The following is a 696-nucleotide window of genomic DNA, read 5'->3' as shown; positions in this document are numbered from 1 at the left end:
GTGCTCTTCGCCAGCGACCAGCCGTGGGGCGACTTCACGGGCGAGTACGCCCGCCTCGCCGAAGCGACCGGCGGCGGCGAACTCGGCGACCTGGTCTTCCGGGACACGTTCGCCGCGCTCTACGACTGACCCGAGCCCTTTCCGTTCCCGTACGAACAAGGAGACAGCCATGTCCGAAGCCGTCGTCACCGCCGAACTCTCCGACGTCGAGCAGAAGTCCCTCGACGAGATCCCGCACCCCTCGCTCGCCGAGGGCAGCAGCATCTACGGCTCCACGAAGGTCTTCCCCGACTACCAGGCCGAGAACGGTGAGAGCTACTTCACCCTCGTCCACGGCATCGCCCACGAGTCCTCGGTCTCCTTCGTCGCCGTCCTCCAGGCCACCCGCGCCCTGCGTAAGGGGTTCGAGACGGCCATCTACTTCTACGGCCCCGGCTCGCTGAACTGCCTTGCCACGCGCGGCTTCCCGACCGTTGGCAACTCCGCCTTCCCCGGCGAGCACAACATCAACAACCAGCTCAAGACGTTCATCGCCGAGGGCGGCAAGGCCTACTGCTGCCGCTTCGGCCTGTCCCTGCACGGCGCCCGCGAGGAGGACCTCATCGAGGGCGTCATCCCCACCCACCCGCTGGACGTCCAGGACGCGCTGATCCACTACGCGCGCAAGGGCGCCATCATCAACTCCACCTACCAGCT

1 protein-coding gene is annotated in these 696 nt (G+C 67.1%); it reads left to right on the top strand.

Annotated features, from left to right (window positions below; all coding sequences use genetic code 11):
- Positions 1-169 precede the first annotated feature (169 nt).
- Positions 170-696: MSMEG_0572/Sll0783 family nitrogen starvation response protein (locus AC31A1_RS52215; RefSeq protein ID WP_489660047.1), on the top strand; the 527-nt coding region annotated here is incomplete at its 3' end.

The organism is Streptomyces sp. P5F9 (assembly GCF_057961495.1).
Note: the sequence above shows the minus strand (reverse complement) of the source record. Positions and strands in the feature narration are given on the sequence as shown.